The following is a 20,234-nucleotide window of genomic DNA, read 5'->3' as shown; positions in this document are numbered from 1 at the left end:
GAGCGAAAGCTGAACACCAGTAAGATGATGATTAGCTTAGCCTTCCTGCGAATACTCTTGAAAAGATTCTAAACACGTTCTTAAACCGGGAGCCTTTTTTAGTATACCAATTTCTACTTCACATAAGGCGACTTATCCCAAGTAACCCACATTCACCGCGGTACTTCCACATTCCGTTATTTTTCGATTGTGAACTTGTCCAAAAAAGAAGTGGTATAGGTCGCAGATTGGCTTTAATTGGGGAAAATGAGTTTGTGAAATTCACTGAAATTACGTCTAGGCCATTCCCTTGAATTCAACTGTCTCATTCTTTGTATTAACCAAAAACTTACCGACACTCCCCTGATACTTCACGGATACTTTAAAGGAATACTTGTAATTTACCCGAGTATATCGAATACTACTAATTCTTCCCTGATACCCTTGCTTATGCAAAACTCTTTTTACTTGATCTCTCTGCTGATTTGTAATTCTTGCAGAACTCCGATAGATTGTCTTCTTAACGATCACATCTGGATTCAATGGAACAATGTAATCCTTACATTCCAACAATTCCACCAACTTTCTTTTTTTCTTTGGAATTTGACTTGACGGGTTACGGTTTTCCATTCAGTTTAGAGGGAGTGACGTTTTGAGCGCAGAATTGTTCCCTGGAATCAGCTATTTGGAATAACTGAACCAGAGTACAATTCTACTACTAAAAGTTGCCCCTNCAGTTTAGAGGGAGTGACGTTTTGAGCGCAGAATTGTTCCCTGGAATCAGCTATTTGGAATAACTGAACCAGAGTACAATTCTACTACTAAAAGTTGCCCCTTAGTTCGTCGGTCGTTAACGCCCGTCGCTTGTCTGTACAATTGCGGTATTGCTACCACCACTCATTATAAACCTACGTTTTCGGTTTAGCCTACTAAAAAACGCCCTAGAAGGCGTTGATGATACGTATTTGTTTTTGTTCGATCACCAACTAATCAATGGCACCAAGCCGAAGCTTCGTTTTACCACCCGCGCCGTTAATGGTCGCGCTCACCATTCACCACCCAGCCGTACAGATGACCTTGTAGTGGTATAGCCAGACTTATTGAAGTCGCACTGGCTAACGTGTCCCCTTGGATTTAGACCCCAGCTTGTCCCCTAGGGCTTTAAAAATCGCACCGGCCATGATATAATAGTCATTAAACAACGATGACTTTTATGTGGCGCTCACCGATTCCCGTCGGTGGGTGTTTTTTTGTATTCACTTACAAGTACAATTGTATTTCTCTCAATAAAAGAAATCAACACTTTTTTTAAAATGTATACATTTTTACATTAGTACAAATACTAATGTAAAAATTAGTATTTTTATACTCATTCAAAACGCCTCTATTGCAGTCTACATAAAGCTCATGTATACATTTTTATTTTTACACACTTGTATTTGTATACATGTACTAATTTTTGTGCTATGCTTTAAGAGCATTACACTACATATTTATGAGGTGATATTTTGGATAGCAAAGTCATAACATTTTCAAACTTTAAAGGCGGGACTGGCAAGACAACTAATAGTACAATGACTGGTATCGAGTTGGCACGTCGTGGGTATAAAACACTATTAATAGATTTGGATCCTCAAGCTAACGCCACTAATTTATATTTAAAAACTAAAAATAACTTCGGCGGTGAAGTAACTTCTTTTGATGAAACCTTGATGACCGCAATTAAAAACAAAAACCTCAAACCAGCTATCATCAACGTAATCCAAAATTTAGATATTCTTCCATCCTCAGCTGACTTTTCTTTATATCCTAGATATATGGAGAATATAATTTCTGACTACACCGATCGTGTAAAATACTTGTCTACCTTAATAAATCCGTGGAAAGATGACTATGACTACTTGTTGGTAGACGTTCCACCTACAATTAGCCTAATCACAGATACCGCATTATATATGACAGACTACGCGATTGTCGTTCTTCAAACTCAGGAAAGATCGCTTCAGGGTGCCCAGGCATTCATCAAATACATGCAAGATCAAATTATCAATGAATTCCACGCTCCGACATTAGATTTACTAGGAATATTGCCGGTTTTGCTGAAAAATGGTGCCCCTGTCGATAAGAGCACCTTAGCTAAAGCAATTGATATATTTGGTAAAGAAAATATTTTTGACATAACAATTAAAAATATGGAACGCTTAAAACGATATGATGTAACCGGGGTGACATTTAAAGATCAATTTGATAAAGCAGTTCAAGACGTATACTCCAACGTTACTGATGAAATATTTAGCAGAATGGCTGGTGAATAGGAATGAGCGGATTATTAAACAATCCCAATCTAAAAAAACAACCAAAGACGGACCCACTTGATCGTGGACAAGATATCAAACCCAAAAACACCTTTACTACAGATGATCTTAAAAGTAATAATGGCAAACCATCAAAACTGGGAAAAAGCGTTGCAGATTCTGTTACTTTTTATGCTAACGTTAGAATCAACAACCATATTAAGAACAAAGCGGAAGCTTTATCTGGAATTGGTCTATATAAATCTCAAAAAGATGCCATTGATAACGCATTAGACTATCTCATTGATTCTTTAGACGCTGAAGACAAGCGAAAATTTACTTTTCAATTAGATATTCTGGAGAGTAGAGACGCCCGAACTAGGGGAAAATAATATCGCGCTCTCAGACAACACGTTCAGCTTTTAGATGTATACTTGTCCGTTTAAATTAAGCAGAATGCACACAAAAAAGTCCTCTATTATGCGGAATAGAGGGCTTTTCTGAAATCAGTACATACAGGCTTTGCTTAGGAGCGTTGCTTGTGTCCATTTAGGACATACACAATCATAGCACGTATTTGACAACTATATACACGTATAAGCAAACAATGCACGAGAATGCGTTTATATGGTAGATTGTAAACAAAGTGGCTCATCAACAATTGAATAGCCTATTTTCCACTACTGGATCAGCCAAATTAACAACTAAAAACAAACAGACGAACCTAATACGTGCCCTTAAACAAGCGGCCAAATCTCAAGTTGATTTACCACAGCCCCAAAAGGGAACCGATCTTCACCAGGTCTACCAAGCCCAGAAGAAGTTAGCACTAGCTACTGACAACTTAAAAGCGGGTAACCAGCAACTAGCACTTACCTTAACCAAGTTAGAAAATCAAAATACCGCTATATCTAAACTGTCAGTAGCTTCTCAAAAAATTAATTTGGGTAATCAGAAAATAAGTCAGGGTCAGAAAAAATTGTTAGTAGGTCTCAAACAATTGGCACAAAAAGAAGCTTTAACGACAGCTTTGAGAAAAATTAAGCATAGTAAGAATCGACAAATCAGCCAGGCCTTCAGTCATACCTACTTAGTAGGCGCGGTGATTGTATTGATTCTGTCGCCGATTGCTTTGTTGACAGATCGTAAGCCATTAACTTAATTCGGTACGGATTACTAGCTAAGTCTAAAAAGGGGCACCTCGATTATGAAGTGCCTCTTTAGACTTAACCAAATAATTCTATTTTTTCGGACAATTAAAATAAAACGATCTTCCATGTAAAGTGGCCCCAAAAAGTTGATTATAATCCATCTGTAAGTCTATAGTTTTGCACATTTCCTAGTGTCAAAAAAATATAACACTTTCTATAACAAAAAATAGATTCTAGGCAGATTGTAAAATTAATCCGAATAAGTCCGATAGTTTTCAATGGCCGTTGATTAATAGGTTCAAGTGCTGCTATGATCTCATTAATTGTTTCATTGTTTAAGTTTGACTTTTTGATATAATCCAACATAACCTTCGATTTAATGTTTCTTTAGCATCCTTCATCTATAAATAGTATGATACGATGTCATTTATAGATGTAGTCTGCTATTGTGGCCAAAATTAATAAATACCACTTTTGCGCCAACTGAATTATATATTAATTTTTGTGTTTTTAAAATCAGCAATTGTATAAATCTTACATTCACTATAATTAACTACCAGCGACTGGATAAGTGTACCTTTTTAAGGAGGCCCAAAATTGATGTTACCATTATTGATCTTATTAGTTGAGTTTGTTTTACTCATATTTCTTGGTAAGATTCGAAAAAAAATTATGGACTATACAAGATCAGACGAGTTATATTTTTGGGGCCTCTTTCTAAAAAAAAGCGATTCCCGTCAAAAGATGAAACAGATCAAGAAAAAAGTCCTTCAAACGTATCGTAGAAGCTCCCTAAAAAACGAACTACTCTTCTGGCTAGAGTTTACAGTTGCTAGAGGTTGCTTTTATGGTTCGCTCATGTGGCTCTGGTACATAGTTGCTTTCGGAAATAGTATCATCCAAATCCGACCAGCAATCATTGGCTTTATGATTGCTATTCCACCCACGATAGCACTTCCCCAACAGCTATATCATTTTTGGAAACAACAACCTATTTGGCATGAGCAGCCTATTGAAAAACAAGCTTTCCTACTACCAAACGAACAAGATCACAAAGCCTTATTTAAGTACCATTTACAATCTTACTCTTTATTGTTACTATCGTTGGTTATAGGATGGTTTGGTACAGGAATCTGAGTGCTCAAAGAACAAGGTGAGAAACTAATTTTGGTTTCTCACCTTGTTCTTTTTTATCTAAATTTTTTATCTTATCCTTTATTATTCGTTAAAAATTTTGTGGCAAGTGCTACAAATGCTGCGACAACACCCGCAGCAGACGCTGAACCAGCAATTGCAGGCGCCATTGAAATAATTACAGCTACTGAAAGGGTAGCGGCTAATGTTATCCCAAATGATTCAGCAGGGTCGTAGGTAGGCCAGTTATCGAAGTCGCTCTTGTTGAAAGTAACATCAATTTCAATTGTTAAGGTCTCGCTTAATGGGCCTTTTTCAACTTGATAGACATAATATTTCAACTTAAAACTAAACTCACCGTCCTTACTATCACCAATTTCTAACTCAAAATTTCCTTTCTTTATTTTCTCTGAAATCCCCCATTTTCCAATACCATCAACAGTTAAATGCCCAATCCAATCTGGAAGTTTATACTTTGTTTCTAGAATAGCTGTTAGATCAGCTTCCGGTAATTCGTTATTTGAAATAGTCACAATGTTTGAACTTGATTTATCAGCTACTTCATTAGTAGCAAGCCAGGTAACCTTAAACGGCCCAATAGTTTGAACGTATTTCCCACCAATTTGCAGGTTCGTATTCCCTAAAATATATTTAAGCGCTTCATCAGCGGTGACACCACCTGTACTTTTATATTTGTTAGTCCCACTATCACGACCAGATGATGCATCTTGGTCAATGTCAACACCAGAACCAGTAGTATACTCTACAAATTGATCGAAGCACCAATTCTTGGGCATTGGAAACCCGAGGTTACCGCTCCATCCATAAGACATATTAGCCACAAAGAAATTCGAAATTCCCATACTTTCTGCCGCATGTAGGCAAACATTCCGTGTCCCATATAACCCAGTTTTATAGCCTAAGTCAGTTAGTGATGCTCGTACGGCTTGCAAGTACGCAATAACCGTACCCTCGATGTCTCCATCCTGTAAATCTAAGTCCGCTGCAAAGTAGATCACGGTACCGTCTGGAAAGCCGAGCGCACGAGCCGCATATGCTGCTAGGTATGCGTCTTTAGTTCCTTGTGATTCAGTGAAATAACTAACTTCATACCCACCGTCCTCATAGATAGGAAAAATCGAAAAACCCGCAACAGTTAATTTACTAATTTCATCAGATGTCAAGTTCTTGGCTTTTTTGGCACTACCCGTTCCGACAGATCCCGTTAAGTAACGGCCAACGATTGAAAAACCAGCTTGGTACAGCCGTTGAATCATACTAGTATCTGTCAGTTGGGTTGCGCAATCAAAGGTATTAGAATCTCGACCGGTATCACCATTACTAGTTAGAAGTCCTTTAATCACTCGCAAATCAGCTACGCCTGAATAAGTCGAGGCACTACTTAATGAGCCATCGGGTAAAATCATAAACTTCCTAAAAGCCACAATCTCATTTGCAACAGTAGTGCTGAAATACCCATCAAAGGCTCCAGACTGATAGTAGTTATTCACATAAAGCCCATACTGAATTAGTTTAACGATATTACCATGCTCGCCGACCTTGACAGTGGGCGTCAAAGCAATAGTTTGATTACCGTAATAACCATTGGCCTCACTGGGTGACATACCTTCGATAGCCTGGAGAGCATAGATTAGTGCCTCATTTGTGTCGCGCTGATAGATTCCATCACAAGGTCTAATACCAATATAACTCTCATAATTGGCATTTAACCATTGCTGCATTGCCCGAATTTTAGCATCTCCATTTTGGACTAATACAAAAGCACTCATATCAAATAATGCAGCCATCAAGTTAGTTGTCATTGTACCATTGGCAGTAATACCAGCATCACTTTGTAATTTCTTAACTGCTGCTATCGTATCAGCCAAATAAACAGTTGAAAAATCATTTGGTGAAATTCCTTTGCACCAAAAGGCTCCTTGAATTAGCTTGGCAACATTACCTTTATAATTAAGCTTCAAATTTTCAACGAAGCCATCTACCGCCTTCCGGGTGGCATTACCAAACCCCTCACCAAGTGGCGAAACTTTTAATTCGTATTGCAATCCTTCACGCAAACTATAAATAGTTGCCCAGCCAGTCTGTCCATTTTCTGGTGCCTTTTTAAACCCTTCGACATTACCATATGTTGAATTTAACCATTTTTGAACCTTTAATACGGCTTCATCTGCCATTTTAAAATCCCCTTTTATATTTTTAGTGACACGTCTGCCACCAAAGAACATACGTTCGTGTTAATTTTATTCCCTTTAATCTATTTTGTCCAATATTTCAAAGTTAAATGATAGATTGCAAATTTAATCCGAATTCTTTGCCAAATTATCCAAATAGGTGGTTATGCTAGACAAAAAATCAACTCCTTAAAAATGGGTTTATGGTAAACGTTATTTTAAGGGACACTGATCTTTTTTGGTTCGAACTTTGTTAGGATTAATTTTACAATCTACCTGAATCAATTAATTACTGAAAACGATTTAGAATAACAAAAGAAGCCCCACACCAGCCAATTAAGGTTGCTGTGGGGCTTCTTTTGCCAGCAGCTATTATTTAATAATTAACCTAAATAGTTTCTTGTTCTAGCACGGACCGTTGACACGCCACCGGCAATGAGACGCTTGTTAGTTTAGTTGAGATCTCATACGACCTCTAAAAGCCTATGTTATAACACCCTTTTGCCGAAATGTTAAGCATATAGTTAATTAATTTGTAGCCGGTTGCCTGGATAGATTGTACTGTAGATTGACTTGTTATTCTGACTAGGGTCCGTCTGAAAACTACTTAAGTAAGATGCAAATTGAGGCAATGTAGACCGTAGCCAGATAAACGTGAGCAAGCTTATCATAACACGTTGCAATCCTACGAAAGTTCTTCAACTGATTGAAGAAGTTCTCAATCAAATGGCGCTCACAATAAACGTGGTAATCACAGGCCCACTTGTCTTTGGTATTTTCCTTAGGCGGAATGGTATAGACGCCTGCTTTATCTTCAATATACTGGCGAAGTTTCGCGGTACCATAGGCTTTATCCGCAATAATATTTGATTGAGAAATATCGAAGCTTTCCAGTAACTCGCTGGCAACTTGGCTATCATGTACTTGGCCACCCGTTAGGCGAAACCCCAGAGGATTCCCTAATCCGTCAACGAGTGCGTGAATCTTGGTTGTTCGGCCACCTCGGCTTAGTCCAATAGCTTGATTTTCGACCAAACATTCGGCGTTTTTTTTGCCCCAGTGGCTTTTTGATGTGCTCGAACGATCGTTGAATCCAAGCTCAAGTTTTCCCTATCAGGGTCGTCAATCAATTCGAGGAAAACCTGTTCGAATAAGCCCGAACTTACCCAAGCTCGGAAGCGACTATACACCGTTTTCCAAGAGCCATAGCGTTCAGGTAGATCACGCCAAGGCTCCCCACTGCGCATGAGCCAGAGGATAGCGTTGAGGGCGGTACGGTTGTCTAGGCTTGATGGACGGCCAGTCCGGTATGGCGGGAAGTATCCTTTGATTCGGTCCCACTGAGCATCTTCCAGTTCGTATCGTTTAGGTGTTGTCATCGGAATGCCACGATTCGTTTTTCCTCAGATTATACCTGAATTTTTAGTTTTCAGACAGTCCCTAGTAAAATTTGCATTTCTTATTAATTGTTGCATACGGTTTTTAACCGTAACTATCAACTGCTATGAAACACATTGTAGAGACTAACATCCATCGTATAAACTGTATTATTTTGATAAATATGTTTCTATTTGGAAACTAAGACTTATAATTAGCATAGAGTGACTAACTCTTTATCAAAATACCCACAAAGGGCCTGCTCAACTAACAATTGAGCGGGCCTCTTGTAGTTCATATCGAACCCTATCACAACTAATATTATATAGAAAGCTAGTATAATTTAATGCCTCCAATTTCAAAATGAATATTTCTCAAGACTACTTAAACCAAGCAGTAATCTTTTTAGTAAGCGATTATTTAAGTATTCATGTTTAGGCTAATTTAAGCCATCTTAAATAAATTTAGAAGCTATCTTTTTCAATTAACTTAAACCGACGCTGCTGCGTGCGTTTACTAATCCCCGTCTTTCGTTCAATCATCTTATAAGTCATGCCTTGTTTTCGCAGCTCATAAGCAAATCTGATCTGTTCATCAGAATACGTTTTCGGTCGTCCTTCCCGAAACAACGGATCATGTTGCTTGGCATACAATTTACCTTCTTGTGTGCGCGTGACAATCATATCGCGTTCAAACTGCGCAAAGGCGCTAAATATTGTAAAGACTAATTGGCCAGTCGGCGTATTATCAATTAAGCCCATGTTCAAAATATTAACTTTGACATTTTCTTTAAACAACTCTTGGATAATGGCTAATGCCTCGCGCGTGTTCCGTGCAAACCGATCCAACTTAGTGACAATCAAAGTATCGCCTGTTTTTAGAACGCGCAACAATTTTTGAAACTCCGGTCGTTCAGTAGTTGTGCCGGTAAACTTTTCTTGAAAGATTTTTTCTGCCCCTGCCAATTTTAGTAACTCAATTTGATTTGCTAATTTTTGATCAGTGGTACTGACCCGCGCATAGCCATATTTCATCTTTTTATCTCCTTACTTATGTCATTAAGTAATGACACGGTTCTAACCCTTTAATTATACAGTATCAAAAAAGAGGCCACAACTGTTAAGTTGTGGCCTGGCTAGTTCTATTAATTATAAAATTTGTTAGTANCTTTTTATCTCCTTACTTATGTCATTAAGTAATGACACGGTTCTAACCCTTTAATTATACAGTATCAAAAAAGAGGCCACAACTGTAAGTTGTGTCGCTGTCATTCTCCTATTATTCTCTGTTACAGGGTCTAATTTGGAGACTCCTAGTGGACATCTACAAGTCTCGTTACATCACGAAATAAAAAAAGTCTAGGTCAATATTGAATTGATCAGCTAATATTATCAATTAAGAGCATCTTGTTTTTCCTGGACCTTTTCCATTAAGTCATTGCTTACATGTGTCAAGAACTCTTTATAGTCATCTTCCCCCCAATGGTTATATCTGTTTGTTCCTTGTTCGTTTTCGTTAGGGGCTGGATTAAGTACTGTGCTTGGGGTTCAGCAATTGTTTTGGTAATCTTAAACGGGTACCTTATTTTACAAACTGTCGGTATTATGTAGTTTAAGTCGGGCCTGAGTGCCCGACTTTTTACGAAGATGGAGATTAAATGATTAAAAACGACCAACCAAAGGATAAAATTATTGATGTGGCTCGCAAACTGTTTGCTAGTCGCGGTTTTGAGGCAACGACGACACGAATGATTAATAAAGCGGCAGGGACTTCGGAGGGCGCACTTTACTACCACTTTCCACATGGTAAACAGGAAATTTTGGATACAATTGTTCAGCAGGGAATTGAAAGTCGGGTTAGTTTACTAACGGTATCACTAACAAATTCGACAACTGTCACTGGTATCGAAACTCAAATGATGACATTATTCGATCAGCTATGGCAAGCATTCCAAAGTGAAACCAGCTATCAATCGTTCATTATTACAATTCGTGAACGAATGCTGTTGTCTGATGAGCAATCTCACTGGTTGATTGACGCGATTCAACAAATTCAGGCGCGATTATCTCAAGCCTTTCAAAATATCGAGAAACTGGCGCTTAATGACAGCCAAGCTGCCGATAACCTTGCGATGATTGTGATGTCGATTTTTCAGAAGGTACTGTATGATGAATTGTTGATTAAAAATCAGCGGCGATTGAGTGCCGATGTGCGGGAACGGGTTCGCCAACAGATTCACTTTTTGCTAGCACCGATTCAAACAACTACAAATTAAAAAACGTCCTTCCTCGATTTGATTCGGGGAGGGACGTTTTGATTAGAAAGCGGATAAGAATTAGAAATCGTAGTCGCTGTTATCCATGGCTTCGGCATTACCCATTAGATAGCCAGCACCAACTTGGGAGAAGAAATCGTGGTTCGCCGTTTCGGTTGAAATGCCGTTCATCACAATCGGGTTGATATCTTCAATTTCGGCATGGGGGAAGCGGGATTCAAAGCCCATGTTTTGAAGGGCTTTGTTGGCGTTGTAGTGAACAAATTGTTTCACGTCTTCGGCTAAACCAATTGGCGCGTAAACTTCTTCAGTGAATGCAAATTCGTTTTCGAGGAGATCATCGAGTAAATCATCCATCCATTTTTTGAATGTTTTTTGTTCAGCTTCTGGCAGCTCGTTATAGCCTAGTTGGAACTTGTAGCCGAGGTAGGTGCCATGGACGGATTCGTCGCGGATCACCAGCTTGATGACCTCGGAAAGGTTGGAGAGCTTATTGTTACCGCGGTACCAAAGTGGGGTAAAGAAGTTGGTGTAGTACAAAATTCCTTCGAGAAAGACACTTGCGACCTTCTTTTCAAGGTTGTTTCCTGTTTGGTAAATGTCATTGATCCGTTTGGCTTTGTACTGCATTCGGGGATTATTGTTCATCCAATTGAAGACTTCGTCAACAGTGGCCTGATCGTTCAAAGAGGTCAAAATAGTGCCGTAACTCTTGGCATGAATTGACTCCATCATCAAAAAGTCATTGATGACTGCCGCTTCCTTCCGTGTCCGAACGTCGGGCCGCATGACGTCGACGCCTTCTTCGGATTGGAGTGTGTCCAGCAAGGCTAATCCCCCGACAACTCGGTTGATGACTGACTTTTCGGTGTCAGAAAGTGTCCGCCAGTCGCGTAAATCATTAGAAACGGGCACCCGTGTATCTAACCAGTATTGTGCCGTTGCTTTATCCCATACATATTCGTCAAATTCGTCTTCGATGATGTCCCAGTTAATTGTTTTATAGCTCATTAGTTGAATGCTCCTTAGAAATCGTAGTCGTCGTCGGTCATTTCTTCAGTGTCCGATTCGTTGTTTGCTGCCGTCACCTGTTGCAAGAATTGATCTTGGTCGATCATCAATTTCTTGAGCTGCGCCACTAGTGGAGATGGCTGAACCTCGTAGCTAGCATCGAAACCAAGTGATGTTAGTGCATGATTGGCACCATAGTAGGCCAAATTGATGGCTTCGGTGGCATCTTCAAGGTTAGCTTCTAGGAAATCTTTTTCGGTTTGCATGAGTTGATCAAACTGGGTGTTAATCCAATGCTGCAGTTCGGCTTGGTCACTTGACGCGAGGTCTTCAAACCCAAGGTGAAATTTGTAGCCGACATAGGCACTAAAGATGGCACTTCCACGAAGAATATTGGCCAACATTTGGTAGGTATTGACGAGAGAATGGGTTTGAAGGGTTGTCCAATATTTACCAAATGAAAGGCCAGTTTCGGTCAAAATGAAAAGGGCTTTTTTTTTGTAAAGCCGTGCCATTAGTGCTCGTTTGAGCGAGTTGGTCTATTTCAGCTTGCAGATCGGTATTATTGTCTGCCCAAGTGAAATTTGCGCCACCATTGCCTGGAATCAGGGCCCGGAAAATGGTCGTGTAACTCTTAGCATGGACTGATTTCATGAAGGTAATAGTATTTAATACGGATTCTTCTTGTTGGGTTCGCCGATCATGGCGAATGGCAGGAGTGCCGACCTCTGATTGGTAGACGGCTAACATCGATGCACCTGCCAACATGCGGGTAATGGCCTGTTGTTGAGTGTCTGCTAGCTGTTGCCAAGCTGGTTGATCATTCGTGACGGGAATCCGAATGTCCAACCAAAAGTTAGTGGTGAGTTGTTCCCACGTGTATTTATCGAAATTATCTTTAATGTCATCCCAGTTAATTGCTTTGTAGTATAAATAGTCCATCGTTATTTGTTCGTCTCCTTAGTTAGGATTCACAGGTGTACGGGCACCGTGATCCAATAACGTGTTGTCGGTGGGTTAAACGGGCGCTAACCCTGAATACATTCCCTAGATCATGCATGACTCGCATTCATTTGCGGTTTTGATTTCGTCGTCTTCTGTGAATGTTCGGATGTAATAAAGTGACTTGATGCCCTTGGTCCAGGCGTAATTCCGTAACCGGTTAAGGTCCCGGGTCGTCATCTTCAAGTTGTCATTGTCCTTCCACTCGTAAAGGTCGGGTTTCAAAACTGAACGCATGAACAGTGTCAGACTCATGCCTTGATCAATGTGTTTTTGCGCTACGGCATAGGTATCGATGATTTTGCGTTGGTCGATATCATATGCGGGCGTGTAGTAGGGCAAAGTTTCGTTAGACAGGTAGGGTGCCGGGTAGAAGATTGATCCCACTTTATTTTCCTGCCGTTGTTCTACTAATTGTGTGATTGGGTGAAGTGACGCACTTGTTTCATTGACGTACGAAATGGAACCATTCGGTGCCACGGCAAGTCGGTTACGATGGTAAAGACCATCCGCCATGACGGCCTGTTTGAGGGCCTCCCAGTCGGCAACAGATGGTAATTTAATGTTTTTGAAAACTTCTGCAACTTTAGTACTCTTAAATTCAAAGTCGGCGTTCAGGTATTGATCAAAGTAACTACCGTCGGCGTATTTTGATTGCTCAAATTTGGCGAAGGTTTCGTGACGTTCGCGTGCAATTTGGTTACTCGTGACGAGTGAATAGTAGTTTAAGGCTAGGAAGTAAGCATCCGTAAATTCAAGGGCTTCAGGTGAGCCATATTCAATTTGGTGGCGTGCAAGGGCGGTATGCAGACCCATGGCACCCAATCCGATCGTATGGTAAAGTTCGTTACCATGTTTAACGGTTGGGACTTCCTTGACGTTGGTTGTATCGGTCACGAGGGTGAGCGCGCGAACGGCGACCGCAACCGAGCGACCAAAGTCTGGCGAATCAATCATATTCATAATATTAGTTGATCCGAGGTTACATGAAATATCGGTACCAATGGTCTTATACGATAGATCATCATCAAGTTCTGAGGGTTCCTGGGGCTGGAGAATTTCACTACAGAGATTACTCATAATAATTTTGCCATCGACGGGGTTCGTGCGGTTCGCCGTATCAATGTTCAAGATGTAAGGATACCCAGATTCTTGTTGGAGTTGAGAAATCTTTTGTTCTAGCTTCCGGGCGTTAAAGACCGATTTTTTGATGTTCGGGTTGGCAACCATGTTGTCATATTCCTTCGTGATATCAATGTAGGCAAATGGCGTGTGGTATTCGCGTTCAACGTCATAGGGACTAAAAAGATACATCGGTTCGTTAGTCTTGAGCAATTCATAGTATTTATCGGGAACGATCAGCCCGAGGGACAGGGTCTTTACCCGAATTTTTTCATCCGCGTTTTCTTTTTTGGTATCCAGAAAATGTAAAATATCGGGATGGAAAACGTTGAGATAGACAACCCCAGCACCGTTACGTTGACCAAGCTGGTTACTGTAACTAAATGAGTCCTCAAGTAACTTCATCACTGGTACAACCCCGGACGAGGCGTTGGCAATTTTTTTGATAGAATCGCCTGAGGCACGGAGATTTGACAGGTTAACACCGACGCCACCGCCAATCCGTGATAGTTGAAGGGCGGAATTAACGCCACGGCCAATGGAGAGCATTGAGTCGGCCATATCAATTAGGAAACACGACACCATTTCTCCGCGGCGCTTTTTCCCCGCGTTGAGGAAAGTGGGAGTGGCGGGCTGATAACGCTGTGAAATTAATTCATCGGCAACGTCATTAGCAAGTTGCTCATCACCGTTTGCAAGGTAGAGGGCATTGAAGACGACACGGTCGATAAAGCTTTCCAAGAATTGTTGTCCGTCGTTGGTTTTCATGGCGTACTGTGTGTAAAACTTGTACGCGCCGAGAAAACTGCGGAAATGGAAGTGATGGTCTTTCATTCGGTCGAACAAGGACCGCACAAATTCGTGGGAATACTGATTCAGGATATCTGGATCAATGTAATCTTCGTTGACTAAGTAGTTTAATTTGGCATCCAATGAATCAAATTGTTTAGTCTTTGGTTCGACCGTCTCTTCAAAATAGGCCTTGAGGGCTTCTTGATCGTAATATAGCGGAATTTCTCCGTCGACGGGGATGTTTACGAGGTTATTTAAGTAAAAATAGGTGTTTTCCATTTCTGGGGTGCTAGTTGCCATTAGGGACTACTCCTTTGTTGTTTGAGAACTGAATTGATCGCGATAGGTTAAGATTGCATCGGCGATGCGAGGAAAATCGTGTGCTGTGCCACGTAGTTCAAAATCGGTAATGTAGGGAAAACCGAAGCGCTCAGCGTACTGTTTAGCCGTGAGTGCAAACTGCTTATTAAAATTACGATTGCCGCTACCGATAATCCCGTAACAACGGCGATAATTATCTTCGTGTTCTAGGTAATCCCCCAAAATGGTGGTCAAGATTTCGGTGTAGCCGTTGTTAACTCCGTTACCGCCTTTAAGAAAGGCCGGCAGGAAGGCAACAAACGGTTGGTCGAGAGTGGTGAATTCGGGGTGTTCTTTAACGTTAATTGAATTAACTTGAATGTGGCGTTCTTCTTCAAAGTATTTTGTCAGTTTGCCAATAAAATATTTGGTATTACCGCTCAAACTGATGTAGAGAATATTTACAGGTTCCGTAGCGAATCATCGTCCTTTGTCTATATATAGTGTGACGTGAATTATCGTAGCACAATATATAGCGTTTGAATACCGACTTTCCCAAAATGAATCTATTGAATTGCTAAAATATGAATTAACATTATCATTTGATAATGACGATTAAACGGCTGGTACCGGGGATGATTAAATTACGGTGGTGGCCAAAAAAGACAATAAAAAATCAATTTGAAATAATGAGATTTCAAATCGACAATTTTTTAATCAAGTTTTATGAGTTTAGTTGGGTCAATGACGCATCAAAGCGTGCCAGATGACGCTTGCGAATTGAACGCCAGATAAATTAAGCGTGTCGTCGTTAATCAATCAGCCACTTGGCTTCACGAAGTTAGTTTGGTTCTGGTGCAAAATTAACAAAATAGTCTTTTTAATACATTGGGACGATTGTTGAACGGATCATTGTACTAATAATTCGATTAGTGATTGTGACGACGAAAAACCAAAGAGACTTGGTTCTCTTTGGCTTACTTTATGTAGTTGATGCATGACTTCAATCCCACTTAGCGTTTTTAGCGCAGTTCGTAGTGATTGAAAACCGCTTGATTTTACTAAGACGTGTTTAATTAACCGATGATCTTGTTCAATCAAATTATTACGATATTTAGAACATTGGTGATTTGCTTTCACCAATAAGCCATCTTTAATTACTTGTTTAATAGCCTTTAAAGTGCCAGCATATTGATCAGTAACCAGACAATCAGGACGACCATAGGTCGTCAATAAACGTTTCAAAAAATGATAGGCGGATTGATAATCACGATGTTTACGTAACTCAAAATCTAGTGTTAATCCATGACTATCAATGGCTCGATAGAAGTAATGCCAACGAGCTTTGATTTTAATATAGGTTTCATCAACTCGCCAGCTTTGACTATGAGTATCTCGCTGTTTTCGCCATAATAATTTGAATAGTGGCCCGTAATGGTGAACCCAGCGCATGACGGTTGTATGATGAATAATAATTCCACGGTCACGCAAAATTTCAACCACATCACGGTAGCTTAATGAGAATCTAAAATAGTAGCCAACGGCTACCAAAATAATATCTTTTTGGAAATGTCGCCCTTTAAAATAATTTTCCATCATCGCTACCTCGCTTTTTAGGCTAATTATACTCAAAATAAGTTTACCTGAAAAATTTTGCACCAGAACCGTAAACAGTTGGTCACTGTTAATCCAAGAAAGACATCTCAAATCTGCTCAAGCTGTGGGTACGATGATGGTAAACATACCTTAGATATTAGACAGTGGATATGTCCTAACTGTGGTATTAATCACGATAGAGACATTAATGCTGCTATCAATATATTAAACGTTTAATAAAAGACTAAACTGGGTCGGAACGACCCTTAGTAAATAGCCGTAACCTCTGCACTGATATTCCTAGAATATACGTGTAAGTCAGCGGTGTTCCTAGAAGCTCGTTACTTTAGTGACGAGTAGTTCACTAAAGACTATGCCGATGACATTTTCATCTGTGATTTCTCTTAACCCCGATTAACAAAAGCAAAACGCGATTCAGTTAAACATTTCTGTCATCAACAAATGTTATTGTATAAATGCGAGCTATGCTATAATAAAACTGTAAGTCTAACATTATCGTTAGACTTAAAATAAAAACTCAGAAAGGTCTGACTACATGCAACTAAAAGATGTTGTTAACGAACTATCATTGTCAGAAATGCAAATCACACGACTTGCCAATGATAAAAAAATTGTTCGCTATCACAAAAATCATTCAAAGATGTGGGAATATGACGACGAAAGTGTCTTCGTTTATAAGCATTATCTCGAAGAAAAACAACGCTTAGCACAACGTTATAATACCCAAAAAACCGTAATCAAGCGCAACAAATCCATTGCTAAATTCCACCGTGAAAACATTACAAACGCTGTCACAAAAGCATTTGAAGATGTGTATTCAAACATCGAAGACCACATCACCAAGATTGATCAAATTGTTGATTTAACAATTAACAAATTGTTACGACAAAATAAAATGCAATTTGACATTACTGAGATTCAATCCGCCGTTGAACAATCACTTGTTGATGTTGAAGAATTTAAAGTTGCCGAAGCGTATACAGCATATCGTTTACAACACGACATCGATCGTAAAAAACAAACATCTGTTGATTACCAAATTAACAAGCTATTGAAAAAAGATGATGACGTTGTTAACGAAAATGCTAACAAAGACGCTGATGTTTATGCCACCAAACGTGATTTGACCGCTGGTGCCGTTTCAAAAGCAATCGGCTTAAAAATATTGCCAAAAAAAATTGCCGATGCTAATATCAAAGGTTTGATTCACTGGCATGATTTAGATTATAGTCCTGCAAACCAATATCACAATTGTGGATTAATCGACTTAGAAGACATGTTGAAGAATGGATTCACATTAGGAAACGCTGATGTTGAATCGCCCCACACATTGACAACCGCGGTAGCACAAGCATCACAGATACTTTCAGCGATAAGTTCATCTCAATATGGTGGTTGCTCCTACGATCGCATTGACGAAGTCCTCGCACCATACGCTAAAAAATCATTTAAAAAGCACTTAAAAATTGCTAAATCATTAAACATCGAAGATCAAAAGAACTACGCAGAAATAATGACACGCCGCGAAATTCAACAAGCTATGCAAAGTTTCGAATACGAGATAAATACACTCTATTCATCAAATGGACAAACTCCTTTTGTGACGCTAGGGTTTGGACTTGGTACTAGTTGGTTTGAACGTGAAATTCAAATCGGTATCCTTCACCAACGCATTGCTGGACTAGGTAAAGATCATCGGACTGCAATTTTTCCAAAGTTATTATTTACAATTAAACCCGGCGTTAACATGCATCCAAAAGATCCCAATTATGACATCAAGAAACTCGCTTTAAAATCAGTTATTAAACGCATGTCACCCGAAATTCTAAACTATGACAATGTCATCGATATTACTGGCAGTTTTAAAGCCTCAATGGGCTGCCGCAGTTTTCTTAGCGCGATGTCACCAGAAGATTTAAAAGCTCGTGGCGAAACACATGATTACTCAAGCGGACGCTTAAACCTAGGTGTCGTTAGTTTAAACCTACCAAGAATTGCACTTGATTCAAACGGTGACAAAGAAAAATTCTGGAAATTACTCGATGAACGTCTAAATCTACAACGTGATGCTTTACTTTTTCGAATTGAAAATGTTAAACAAGCCTTACCGAAATACAATCCAGCCGGATTCATGTATGGCGGATATGGTCGTTTAGATCCTGATGGAAATGTCGACGAACTGTTTAATCACAACCGTGCATCCGTTTCAATGGGATACGTTGGTTTATACGAAATGACCGCTCGCTTCTATGGTGACTGGCAACATGATCACACTTACAATCAAGAAGCGCACGACTTTGCATATTCCGTCATTAAACACATGAACGAAAAAGCTGCGGCATGGAAAAAACAATATGGATACGGTTTTTCAGTTTATGGTACTCCAGCCGAAAGTCTGAACAGTACCTTTGAAGAAATTGACCATAAACTATATCCAAACGTACCATTTGTTACCGATCATGATTTCTATACTAATAGTTTTCACTATTTTGTTGAACGAAAACCAACACCGTTCGAAAAACTAGATTTTGAAGCACCCTTCCAAAAACTTTCAAACGGTGGTTTTATCAGTTACGTTGAATTACCATGTATGAAAGATAACTTAGATGCGCTCGAAGCAATTTGGGATTATTCCTATAAAGCCGGCATTGGTTATTTTGAAATCAACACCGCAATTGACCACTGTCTGGAATGCGACTTCCATGGCGAATACACAGCCGATGAAAAAGGCTACCATTGCCCAAACTGTGGAAATTCAAATCCTGAAACCAGTGACGTTACCCGCCGGATCTGCGGTTATCTTGGCAATCCAATGAAACGTCCGCCAAAACACGGTCGTCAAGCCGAAATCATTCATCGTGTCAAGCATATGTCTGGGACCCTTGGCCGCTTAGATAACGGCGAATTTCTGGAGTCCGACATTGCCGATAAAAACAAAGTTCGCAAACTAAACAATTAATCAAAATAAAGACCATGAGAGGATCGATTCACGTTCGTTGCGTGATGGTCTTTTCACAGTTTCAAAATATTAAAAAAAAGGATGATTACATGACAACTCCAAACATTCATATCAAAAATCCAAAACCTACCAAAATTAAACAATTTGCTAACCCTGAGCCCAAAGAATGGTTAGCTAAAGACTTATCCAAAGGACTTTATGCTGACTGGAAGTTTCCATCGGTCTCAGACGGAAACGGTGTTAGAGGCTCATTATTTGTCTCTGGGTGTATGTTCCACTGCCATAACTGTTTCAATGCATCAATTTGGAACTTCAACAACGGCAAACCATTCACAAAAGACGTTCAAGACAAAATTATCCAAGATCTATCACATTCATATGTTCAGGGACTCACCCTACTCGGTGGTGAACCATTTTTAAACACAAATATTTTAATTCCGTTAATTGATCGTGTACGCAAAGAATTACCGACCAAAGATATTTGGTCATGGTCAGGCTACACGTGGGAAGAACTATTAAAAGATTCAGACGACAAACTTGAAATGTTATCAAAACTTGACGTTTTAGTTGATGGTCGTTTCGATGAACGTCTTAAAGCTGGTGACCATCCCTTTAGAGGTAGTTCCAACCAACGTATCATTGATGTTCCCGCATCATTAAAACAACACAAACTCATAAAATTAATGGAATAATTTACAAAGAACATAAGCTACTCAGTACATTAAAAATCTATTTAATTGTCAACAATACAAATGAACAACTCTATAACACTCTTCAAAAAAAGAAGCATTCGAAATAATAAGAAAAATCCACAAAGACGAAACGACATAATACCATAATAAACAAAGAGGCTGTGACATAACTAGCCTCTGTATAAGTAAATGGGACGAGAAACCGAATTTTGGTTTCTCGTCCCATTTGTTTACGCCTTTGATTTTTAAAACTGGTCCCTACCGTGACCAGTTTCATAATGTTTAACGCCAGTATTACGATTCCGGCTTCCTTGGTGACCTTGTCGAAACCTCGCAC

16 protein-coding genes and 2 pseudogenes are annotated in these 20,234 nt (G+C 39.6%); 8 read left to right on the top strand and 10 right to left on the bottom strand.

Annotated features, from left to right (window positions below):
• Positions 1-1,487 precede the first annotated feature (1,487 nt).
• The 4 genes from ACOV1R_RS13685 (at position 1,488) to ACOV1R_RS13670 (ending at position 4,561) form a co-directional block, all read left to right on the top strand.
• Positions 1,488-2,294: a ParA family protein gene (locus ACOV1R_RS13685; protein WP_003646128.1), complete on the top strand. Its 807-nt coding sequence runs from the start codon at positions 1,488-1,490 to the stop codon at positions 2,292-2,294.
• A 2-nt stretch (positions 2,295-2,296) separates the two neighbouring features.
• Positions 2,297-2,665, top strand: a complete 369-nt coding sequence (locus tag ACOV1R_RS13680) for a DUF5388 domain-containing protein (RefSeq protein ID WP_003646127.1) — start codon at positions 2,297-2,299, stop codon at positions 2,663-2,665.
• A gap of 254 nt (positions 2,666-2,919) precedes the next feature.
• Positions 2,920-3,435: a hypothetical protein gene (locus ACOV1R_RS13675; RefSeq protein WP_003646126.1), complete on the top strand. Its 516-nt coding sequence runs from the start codon at positions 2,920-2,922 to the stop codon at positions 3,433-3,435.
• A 589-nt stretch (positions 3,436-4,024) separates the two neighbouring features.
• Positions 4,025-4,561 carry a hypothetical protein gene (locus ACOV1R_RS13670; protein ID WP_003646125.1) on the top strand — a complete coding sequence of 179 codons (537 nt, stop codon included), beginning with the start codon at positions 4,025-4,027 and terminating at the stop codon, positions 4,559-4,561.
• Positions 4,562-4,632: 71 nt separating this feature from the next.
• Here the strand turns inward: ACOV1R_RS13670 and ACOV1R_RS13665 are convergent, their stop codons facing one another.
• From ACOV1R_RS13665 to ACOV1R_RS13655, 3 genes are all read right to left on the bottom strand, one after another.
• On the bottom strand, positions 4,633-6,753 hold the full coding sequence (locus ACOV1R_RS13665) for a glycoside hydrolase domain-containing protein (protein ID WP_424744131.1): 2,121 nt from the start codon (positions 6,751-6,753) through the stop codon (positions 4,633-4,635).
• 600 nt (positions 6,754-7,353) lie between these two features.
• A protein-coding gene (locus tag ACOV1R_RS13660) for an IS5 family transposase (protein WP_087793481.1) occupies positions 7,354-8,129 on the bottom strand; the annotation gives its coding sequence in 2 pieces (ribosomal slippage) (positions 7,354-7,805 and positions 7,805-8,129; 777 coding nt in all).
• Positions 8,130-8,591: 462 nt separating this feature from the next.
• On the bottom strand, positions 8,592-9,161 hold the full coding sequence (locus ACOV1R_RS13655) for a recombinase family protein (protein WP_041153582.1): 570 nt from the start codon (positions 9,159-9,161) through the stop codon (positions 8,592-8,594).
• Between the two features lie 623 nt (positions 9,162-9,784).
• On the opposite strand from ACOV1R_RS13655, the gene ACOV1R_RS13650 reads away from it, so the two are divergent.
• Complete coding sequence (locus tag ACOV1R_RS13650; protein WP_016527441.1) at positions 9,785-10,402, top strand: TetR/AcrR family transcriptional regulator; 618 nt, start codon at positions 9,785-9,787, stop codon at positions 10,400-10,402.
• Between the two features lie 60 nt (positions 10,403-10,462).
• Here the strand turns inward: ACOV1R_RS13650 and nrdF are convergent, their stop codons facing one another.
• The 6 genes from nrdF to ACOV1R_RS13620 form a co-directional block, all read right to left on the bottom strand.
• Entirely contained in the window at positions 10,463-11,413 is a 951-nt protein-coding gene (gene nrdF / locus ACOV1R_RS13645; protein ID WP_003646148.1) for a class 1b ribonucleoside-diphosphate reductase subunit beta, read from the bottom strand.
• A 14-nt stretch (positions 11,414-11,427) separates the two neighbouring features.
• A complete protein-coding gene (locus ACOV1R_RS13640; RefSeq protein ID WP_338747639.1) occupies positions 11,428-11,892 on the bottom strand; it encodes a ribonucleotide-diphosphate reductase subunit beta in 465 nt (154 codons plus the stop codon).
• A complete protein-coding gene (locus tag ACOV1R_RS13635) occupies positions 11,864-12,355 on the bottom strand; it encodes a ribonucleotide-diphosphate reductase subunit beta (RefSeq protein WP_424744127.1) in 492 nt (163 codons plus the stop codon). Before ACOV1R_RS13635 ends, ACOV1R_RS13640 begins: the two co-directional genes overlap by 29 nt.
• A 105-nt stretch (positions 12,356-12,460) precedes the next feature.
• Positions 12,461-14,608 carry a class 1b ribonucleoside-diphosphate reductase subunit alpha gene (nrdE, locus tag ACOV1R_RS13630; RefSeq protein ID WP_033615749.1) on the bottom strand — a complete coding sequence of 716 codons (2,148 nt, stop codon included), beginning with the start codon at positions 14,606-14,608 and terminating at the stop codon, positions 12,461-12,463.
• A gap of 27 nt (positions 14,609-14,635) precedes the next feature.
• On the bottom strand, positions 14,636-15,088 hold the full coding sequence (locus ACOV1R_RS13625) for a class Ib ribonucleoside-diphosphate reductase assembly flavoprotein NrdI (protein ID WP_072535998.1): 453 nt from the start codon (positions 15,086-15,088) through the stop codon (positions 14,636-14,638).
• 450 nt (positions 15,089-15,538) lie between these two features.
• The gene (locus ACOV1R_RS13620) at positions 15,539-16,225 is read right to left on the bottom strand and encodes an IS6 family transposase (RefSeq protein ID WP_003646115.1); all 687 of its coding nucleotides are present in this window, start codon (positions 16,223-16,225) and stop codon (positions 15,539-15,541) included.
• A gap of 72 nt (positions 16,226-16,297) precedes the next feature.
• Between ACOV1R_RS13620 and ACOV1R_RS13615 the strand changes: the two are divergent.
• The 3 genes and pseudogenes from ACOV1R_RS13615 to nrdG form a co-directional block, all read left to right on the top strand.
• Positions 16,298-16,462: pseudogene (locus ACOV1R_RS13615) on the top strand (zinc ribbon domain-containing protein); the annotation flags it as partial.
• Positions 16,463-16,781: 319 nt separating this feature from the next.
• The gene (gene nrdD / locus ACOV1R_RS13610) at positions 16,782-19,205 is read left to right on the top strand and encodes an anaerobic ribonucleoside-triphosphate reductase (protein ID WP_003646551.1); all 2,424 of its coding nucleotides are present in this window, start codon (positions 16,782-16,784) and stop codon (positions 19,203-19,205) included.
• A gap of 89 nt (positions 19,206-19,294) precedes the next feature.
• The gene (nrdG, locus tag ACOV1R_RS13605) at positions 19,295-19,897 is read left to right on the top strand and encodes an anaerobic ribonucleoside-triphosphate reductase activating protein (protein ID WP_050557824.1); all 603 of its coding nucleotides are present in this window, start codon (positions 19,295-19,297) and stop codon (positions 19,895-19,897) included.
• A gap of 82 nt (positions 19,898-19,979) precedes the next feature.
• Here nrdG and ACOV1R_RS13600 read toward each other — a convergent pair.
• Positions 19,980-20,234, bottom strand: a pseudogene (locus ACOV1R_RS13600) (IS1182 family transposase); the annotation flags it as partial.

Source organism: Lactiplantibacillus sp. YT640 (assembly GCF_049745435.1).
Taxonomy (GTDB): domain Bacteria; phylum Bacillota; class Bacilli; order Lactobacillales; family Lactobacillaceae; genus Lactiplantibacillus; species Lactiplantibacillus plantarum.
Note: the sequence above shows the minus strand (reverse complement) of the source record. Positions and strands in the feature narration are given on the sequence as shown.

What these genes read in the sequence shown, in the direction of transcription:
- ACOV1R_RS13620 (WP_003646115.1), bottom strand. Translation starts at nt 16,225, where the DNA reads ATGGAAAATTATTTTAAAGGGCGACATTTCCAAAAAGATATTATTTTG.
- ACOV1R_RS13655 (WP_041153582.1), bottom strand. Translation starts at nt 9,161, where the DNA reads ATGAAATATGGCTATGCGCGGGTCAGTACCACTGATCAAAAATTAGCA.
- ACOV1R_RS13665 (WP_424744131.1), bottom strand. Translation starts at nt 6,753, where the DNA reads ATGGCAGATGAAGCCGTATTAAAGGTTCAAAAATGGTTAAATTCAACA.
- ACOV1R_RS13670 (WP_003646125.1), top strand. Translation starts at nt 4,025, where the DNA reads ATGTTACCATTATTGATCTTATTAGTTGAGTTTGTTTTACTCATATTT.
- ACOV1R_RS13650 (WP_016527441.1), top strand. Translation starts at nt 9,785, where the DNA reads ATGATTAAAAACGACCAACCAAAGGATAAAATTATTGATGTGGCTCGC.
- ACOV1R_RS13680 (WP_003646127.1), top strand. Translation starts at nt 2,297, where the DNA reads ATGAGCGGATTATTAAACAATCCCAATCTAAAAAAACAACCAAAGACG.
- nrdG (WP_050557824.1), top strand. Translation starts at nt 19,295, where the DNA reads ATGACAACTCCAAACATTCATATCAAAAATCCAAAACCTACCAAAATT.
- nrdE (WP_033615749.1), bottom strand. Translation starts at nt 14,608, where the DNA reads ATGGAAAACACCTATTTTTACTTAAATAACCTCGTAAACATCCCCGTC.
- ACOV1R_RS13635 (WP_424744127.1), bottom strand. Translation starts at nt 12,355, where the DNA reads ATGGACTATTTATACTACAAAGCAATTAACTGGGATGACATTAAAGAT.
- nrdF (WP_003646148.1), bottom strand. Translation starts at nt 11,413, where the DNA reads ATGAGCTATAAAACAATTAACTGGGACATCATCGAAGACGAATTTGAC.
- nrdD (WP_003646551.1), top strand. Translation starts at nt 16,782, where the DNA reads ATGCAACTAAAAGATGTTGTTAACGAACTATCATTGTCAGAAATGCAA.